Here is a 6500-nt window from a genome sequence, read left to right as displayed (position 1 = left end):
TTGCCAACTCCTGTTGCAACTGTACATAGTCATCGTTGAGCAAAGAGCCCTGAACAGTCATTTTTCTATCTTCACTAATGGTGATAGCGTGGTTACCCGGCTCCAGGTAAAACTCCCGAGTAAAGGGCTTTCCCCCGGAGGGAGGGTAGAAGATTTGGAGATAGACCCTCACCGGTCCATCCAGTTCACCGGCGAATGTAAATTTATCACCGGTGATGCGGGCAGAGTCATCCACCTCTTGATCACCGGATGTATAAACAAGATGCGCCCATACCGGTTTACCGGCCAGGTGCAGGGTTCCGGTAACCCGGAAAGGTTTGGCAGCATAAGCTGCAATCGGCAACAGCAATACCATCAGCAAATAACAACGGCTTCGTATCATGGTTTTGATTTAATAATGATCATCTTTCTCTGTAAGCCAGGCTTACTACTTTCCCTGTAGCTGCCATTGTCAGGCGAGATAACGTTTTACGGATTTACTGGTTTTTAGTGCTGCGCAACAGGATATCAACTGATCATTTCAACAGCTCATCCAGTTTTTCCAGCCCTTCTGCTCTCAGGTTGCGCGCAATGATCTTCCCTTCCGGATTGATGAGAAAGTTTTGCGGGATAAACCTTACGGCATACAAGTACTCGGCGGATGCATGCTGCGGACCCTGGTGGAAGATCTGTTTCCAGGGCAGTTGATCCTGTTCTATAGCCTTGATCCAGGCAGTCTTTGACTCGTCCAGCGAAACGCCCAGCACGGTGAAGTTCCGGTCTTTGTATTTATTATAGGCCTTCAGCATATTAGGATTTTCCTGTCTGCAGGGACCGCACCAGCTGGCCCAGAAATCCACCAGCACATATTTGCCACGGAAATCTTTTAATGAAACAGCAATACCGGCGGTGTCTTTCTCTGTAAAATCAGGTGCTACCGCACCGATCTGCACCCGTTTGACGTTTTCCAGCATAGCCGCAAACGCTTTGCCAGCATGGCTGTTCTTCAATGCAGGCGTAAAGCCAGCGAAGATGGCCTCCTGTTGTTCCGGGGTATAGTCGGTGCGTACTTTCAGCAAATCAAGGCTGATAAAAGATGAAGGATGCCCGGAGATAAAATCCTGCAAATGCTTTGCGACCACCTCTCCGCTTTCCTGCCCATTGGCGGACTGCTCTATCTTTGCCAGCTCCTGTTGCAACTGTACATACTCATCGTTGAGCAAAGAACCCTGAACGGTCATTTTTTCTTCAGCATCGTTGGTAATGGTGAGGTTACCCGGCTCCAGGTAGAACTGGCCACCAAAGGACTTTCCTCCGGAGGAAGGATAAGTGCATTTAAGACTGGCCTTCACCGGTTCATCCAGCTCACCGGCAAATGTAAATTTGCCATCGGTGATGCGGGCAGAGTCATGCACCTTTTGACCACCGGATATATAATAAAGATGTACCCATGCCGGCTGATCGGCCAGGTGCAAGGTTCCGGTAACCCGGAAAGGTTTGGCAGCATAGGCCGCAATCGGCAACAGCAGTGCCATCAGCAAATAACAACGGTTTCGTATCATGGTTTTTGATTTAATAATGATCATCTTTGTCTGTAGACAAGGCTCACTACTTTCCCTGTAGCCGCCGTTGACAGACGAGATAACGTTTTGCGGATTTACTGGTTTTTAGTGCTGCGCAACAGGATATTAACTGATCATTTCAACAGCTCATCCAGTTTTTCCAGCGCTTCTCCTCTCAGGTTGTACGCAATGATCTTCCCTTCCGGGCTGATGAGAAAATTTTCCGGGATAAACCTTACGGCATACAGGTCCGCGGCAGACACACGCTGTGGGTCCTGGTGGGAGACCTGTTTCCAGGGCATCCGACCCCGTTGTATTTCCTTGATCCAGGCGGCCTTCGACTTGTCCAGCGAAACGCCCAGCACGGTAAAGTTTCTGTCTTTATATTTATTGTAGGCTTTCAGCAAACCAGGCATTTCCTCTAAGCAGGGAATGCACCAGCTGGCCCAGAAATCTACCAACACATATTTGCCACGGAAATCTTTTAATGAAATAGCAATACCGGCGGTGTCTTTCTCCGTAAAATCCGGTGCTACCGTGCCAATCTGCACCCGTTTGAGGGTTTCCAACATGGCCGAAAACGCTTTGCCCCCATGGCTGTTCCTCAATGCAGGCGTAAGGCTGGCAAAGGCAGCTTCCAGTTGTTCCAAGCCATAGTCGTCAAATCCCCTCAACAACTCAAGGCTGATAAAGGATGCAGGATGCCTGGAAACAAAATCCTTCTCCACCACATCGCGCAATGCATCTAACGAGTCCACTTCCTTTTCCTTCCATGTGGTTGGCTTACCTATCTTTGCCAGCTCCTGTTGCAACTGTACATACTCATCGTTGAGCAAAGAGCCCTGAACAGTTAGTTTTCTATCTTCACTCATGGTGATGGTGTGGTTACCCGGCTCCAGGTAAAACTCGCGAGCAAAGGACTTTCCCCCGGAGGGAGGATAGTAGACTTGGAGATAGGCCCTCACTGGTCCATCCAGTTCACCGGTGAATGTAAATTTACCATTGGTGATGCGGGCAGAGTCATCCACCTTTTGATCACCGGATGTATAAAGAAGATGCGCCCATACCGGCTGATCGGCCAGGTGCAGGTTTCCGGTAACCCGGAAAGGTTTGGCAGCATAGGCCGCAATCGGCAACAGCAATACCATTAGCAAATAACAACGGCTTCGTATCATGGTTTTGATTTAATAATGATCATCTTTCTCTGTAGGCAAGGCTTACTACTTTCCCTGTACCAGGATAAGAGCGGTACAACTGGATCTGTCCGTTGATCTCCGGTACGGTATAGAGATCCAGCATGCCGACGCCTTTCGTATAAGTACATACCAGCAATTTTTTCTCAAGGCTTTTATAATATTCCGCATTCAGTGCAAGATCAAAAATGCTCGCAAATGGCTGGAATTTCATTAGAGAGATAGTGCTGGCGCCGTAGTCGTGCATCAGGAGGGCCTGCTTCAACACAGGATCGTATTCATATACCTTACCGCCAACGTCATAGAAAAGATAGCCCAGATCGGGGCTCACCGCGAATTGTGTGGCAGCCGAAATCCCTTCCCCGCTGATCTCTGCATAATAATTCTGTTTACCAGTCAGTGTAAAACAGGCGAGATAACGCTTTTCGGATCTACGGTCCTTCAACACAGCAAATACCTGTCCGCCGCTGAAAGGCACATAGGTCATATACAACAGTTCCATGCCGGTACTAAAATTGAAAAGATCACCGGCAGGCAGTGTAAGGCAGGTACTCCCAAGCCCGGGGTAGCGAAGGAAAGTGCCACTGGTACTGTCGAACACGATCATGGGGTCGCCAAAAGCTTGTTGTTTGTCTATACCCACCCAGGCCGAAGGGGTGAATAAAGCCGTGCCGCCATCCCTGGTATTCACGGGGCCGTTGATGGAAAAGGCCTCAACATTATAAAGGTTTCTGTTGGCGTACAACATACCACATAAATTGGAGAGATAAAGCTTCGCATTGCTCCAGTCTGTAAACGGGTCTGATATGTACATCATCGTATTCATATCATATGATGGTGGAAAATAGTCTAGCGCGTTTGCGCCCAGCACCACCGCCTTTTTGCTGGTAGCTACAAAGGTGGTCACGAAACCGATGGCAGGCCCACCAACATTGGCAATGCCGGTAGCTACATAGGCCGGTTTGCCGGTAGCTACATAGGTCGATTGCATTTTTTGCAGGATGTTACGGTACAAGGTATCATGGTTCCCTGCATGTGAGATCATATCGAGCCGGCTGTTGCCATCTTCTGTATCGCAGAGCAGCAGCCAACCTTCATAGCTGGCAGTAGTCATCGTCAGAAGAAAATGGCTGTCTGTAAATATGCCGGTCTTTTTATCGGTAACCCGGTAATACATAGAGTAGCTGCCCGCACTCAAACGAAGACCCGCCACTGCCGTGTCCAGGTCGTGCTGCGTAGAAATTATGAACCCAACCGCCCCAAAGCCGATTGCGTGATCCACCACCCATTTGTAGGAATAGTTGGCCGTATCTCCTATCGGATCGTCCGTCATCGTCAGGGTGGGCCTGATGATGAGCCTTGCGCCAAGGTCAACATTGTAGGAAGAATCGATCCCTTTGATCTGTACCCGGTTCACGGCCGTGTAGTCGTAACTCCCCTTGTCTTTCATACAGGACACTGCCAGCAATGCCAGCACGGCCACCAGTAAAGTATATCTTTTCATAGCTGATCTATAATGATGAAAGAAATTTATTGTACGGCGGGCCCCATTTTCATGATGCTGCCATCGGCTTCCAGCACGGGATGCCCTGCCTGTTGCTGCTGACGCAAATAGGCTTGTAATTGCCTGGCGAAGTTGGTGAGCTGGGGCGCAGAGTAAGGAGGAGACGAAAAAGAATTAGGATTGGAATAAAACCTCGTCAGCGAGAGTGATAGTTCCTTTACCATCCGTTCCAGCTTCAGCCTGGAATAGGAGCCCAGTGCGTTTTGGTTGGCATCCCATAACCCCGGCTTGGCGAGGATATCATCTATCACGATCCTCATGGTTACAATCGACTTAACATAAGTACTGTTGTGGTCATACACCGGTATGCTGGTCTTGAAATTGTTATCAGGCAACAGTTTCAGTGTCAGCGTCACCGACTTCTCGTACAGGTCTGCCGGGCGCAGCAAGGTGATCGGGACAATGCGGCTCACCTGCCCGGCAGGGATTATAAGGCTGTCGGCCACCGGCAGGATGTAATGACGACCTGCAACAGCGGTGGTGGTGCCAGCGTCGGGCGCAAGCGTGAAAGTGCGGCTATTAGCAGTTACCTCGCCTGACACATAAACATACGCTTTCAACTTATTATAACTTTTAAGCGTGTCTATAGCAAAGCTGTAGTGAAACGTATCATAGCTTGGCCCATATTGAGCCCGATATGCATTAGAAAAAAAAATGCTGGCATTTCCCTCATATTGCATCAGTTCGCTTTTGGTGCAACCAGCAGCCAGGCATATGATGAGGCAATAGAAAATGATCTTTTTCATGTTGATATATTAAAAGGTTACCTGAAAGCGGTTTCAGACAAAGGCAGTGGCACTACGTACATATCGGGCGTCATGGTGATGGTAGCATCGGCCGAAGCCCCGCTGCTGATGGCCGTTTGCCGGGTACGTTTGAAATAGAAGAAGAGCTGCCCTTCCCCCCAAAACTCTTTCTGGTATTCCTTGCCGAGCTGTGTTTGTTTGTCGCCATTGAGCGTAAGCAAAGGCAGCCCCCTGTTGAAGCGTACGGCATTCAGCAGCCGGGTGGCGCTGGCATCATCTGGTGTCCCTTCTGCCGAGATGTAGTACATTTCAGCGATCCTTATAAGTGGTTGCAGCTTGCGGTACATCAGGTTTTTATTTCCCACGTCCGCATATTTGAAGAATGTTTTATCCGTTCTTGTAGAAGTATGGTCTACATCAAAATTGATACGGAAACGGTAATCGTTGCTATACTGTTCATAGATGGCATTGAGCCGTTGCGGCAAAGGCATTAGTATTTCGTCGTCAAAAAGACTGGCGGCAAACCGGTTCGCCTGGGTATTATACATATCGGCATTTTCCAGCCCGAAGATCACCTCAGAAGAAAAGATCCTGTCGGGATTCGTGATGCCCGGCGCCGACAGTGCAGAGGGGCTCCAGGGGAACCATGCCGAAGCTTCTTTGATAACGTTGTCCGCAGCGGCCTTCGCGCTGGCAAGGTCTCCGCGGTAAAGCAGCGTCCTGGCCAGCAACGCCTTTACAGCGTAATAGTTCATACGGCGGTTACGGAAACCGAAGTAGCTGTCGCCACCCAGCGGCGTTGCCTGCACGCCATTGCTGCGCACAGGATCGTGTTCCAGCAGCTTTGCCGCTGTGGCCAGGTCATCCAGCACATTTTGCATCACCACATTGGCAGGCAGCAATACCTGGATCTTTGACTCAGGATCATGCGGATATGGAATGGCTGCTTTCGATGAATCCACCGCATACACCGGCCCGAAGAGCCTTAGCAGGTCAAAGGCTACGAAAGCCCGCAAGCCGTATGCTTCTCCCAGCAACAACTGTTTTTCATCTTCCGGCAACACCTTGTTATCCGGACCCAGGTGTTTGATAAAAAGATTGAGATTGAGCACGGCCGCATAACTACTGTTCCACATGGTAGTGGTGCGATTCATCACGGCGGCATCTGTGTATTGATAAGCGGCCTGCGTATTAAAAGGATGACTGCTGCTGCTGCAGTTATAATATTGCGCCATCACGTCCAGCGCAGTGCAGGTATAATTCTCCCCGTAAGCGGCCGGCTTAGCCAGGTTCAGGTAAATACCGTTGAGCGCATTCCGGATAGAAGTACGGCTGCCGTAAACATCATTTTCGAGGAACTTATCTTCCGGCTGTACATCCAGGTATTTGTTGCAGGCGAACAGCAGCAGCATTATGATAAGCAAGGAAACAGTTTGAATATATCGCATACTGATTT

6 protein-coding genes are annotated in these 6500 nt (G+C 49.5%); all 6 read right to left on the bottom strand.

Going from position 1 to position 6500, the window contains the following annotated elements:
* Positions 1 to 382, bottom strand: a 382-nt coding sequence (locus VM802_RS04675) for a DUF4369 domain-containing protein (RefSeq protein WP_325528486.1), incomplete at its 3' end; no start/stop codon positions are given.
* A gap of 133 nt (positions 383 to 515) precedes the next feature.
* On the bottom strand, positions 516 to 1541 hold the full coding sequence (locus VM802_RS04670; RefSeq protein WP_325528484.1) for a redoxin domain-containing protein: 1026 nt from the start codon (positions 1539 to 1541) through the stop codon (positions 516 to 518).
* A gap of 134 nt (positions 1542 to 1675) precedes the next feature.
* Positions 1676 to 2716: a redoxin domain-containing protein gene (locus tag VM802_RS04665; protein ID WP_325528482.1), complete on the bottom strand. Its 1041-nt coding sequence runs from the start codon at positions 2714 to 2716 to the stop codon at positions 1676 to 1678.
* A gap of 19 nt (positions 2717 to 2735) precedes the next feature.
* The gene (locus VM802_RS04660; protein ID WP_325528480.1) at positions 2736 to 4238 is read right to left on the bottom strand and encodes a PKD-like family lipoprotein; all 1503 of its coding nucleotides are present in this window, start codon (positions 4236 to 4238) and stop codon (positions 2736 to 2738) included.
* Positions 4239 to 4264: 26 nt separating this feature from the next.
* Positions 4265 to 5044: a DUF4843 domain-containing protein gene (locus VM802_RS04655; protein WP_325528477.1), complete on the bottom strand. Its 780-nt coding sequence runs from the start codon at positions 5042 to 5044 to the stop codon at positions 4265 to 4267.
* A gap of 17 nt (positions 5045 to 5061) precedes the next feature.
* Complete coding sequence (locus tag VM802_RS04650) at positions 5062 to 6492, bottom strand: RagB/SusD family nutrient uptake outer membrane protein (RefSeq protein WP_325528475.1); 1431 nt, start codon at positions 6490 to 6492, stop codon at positions 5062 to 5064.
* Between the last annotated feature and the right edge of the window lie 8 nt (positions 6493 to 6500).

It is taken from the genome of Chitinophaga sp. (assembly GCF_035538455.1).
GTDB lineage: Bacteria > Bacteroidota > Bacteroidia > Chitinophagales > Chitinophagaceae > Chitinophaga.
The sequence above is the reverse complement of the archived record's forward strand: the minus strand, read 5'-3'. Positions and strand labels throughout refer to the sequence as shown.

Bases quoted from the DNA above. Each gene is read 5' to 3' on its own strand.
- VM802_RS04670 (WP_325528484.1), bottom strand. From the start codon at position 1,541: ATGATACGAAACCGTTGTTATTTGCTGATGGCACTGCTGTTGCCGATT.
- VM802_RS04665 (WP_325528482.1), bottom strand. From the start codon at position 2,716: ATGATACGAAGCCGTTGTTATTTGCTAATGGTATTGCTGTTGCCGATT.
- VM802_RS04660 (WP_325528480.1), bottom strand. From the start codon at position 4,238: ATGAAAAGATATACTTTACTGGTGGCCGTGCTGGCATTGCTGGCAGTG.
- VM802_RS04655 (WP_325528477.1), bottom strand. From the start codon at position 5,044: ATGAAAAAGATCATTTTCTATTGCCTCATCATATGCCTGGCTGCTGGT.
- VM802_RS04650 (WP_325528475.1), bottom strand. From the start codon at position 6,492: ATGCGATATATTCAAACTGTTTCCTTGCTTATCATAATGCTGCTGCTG.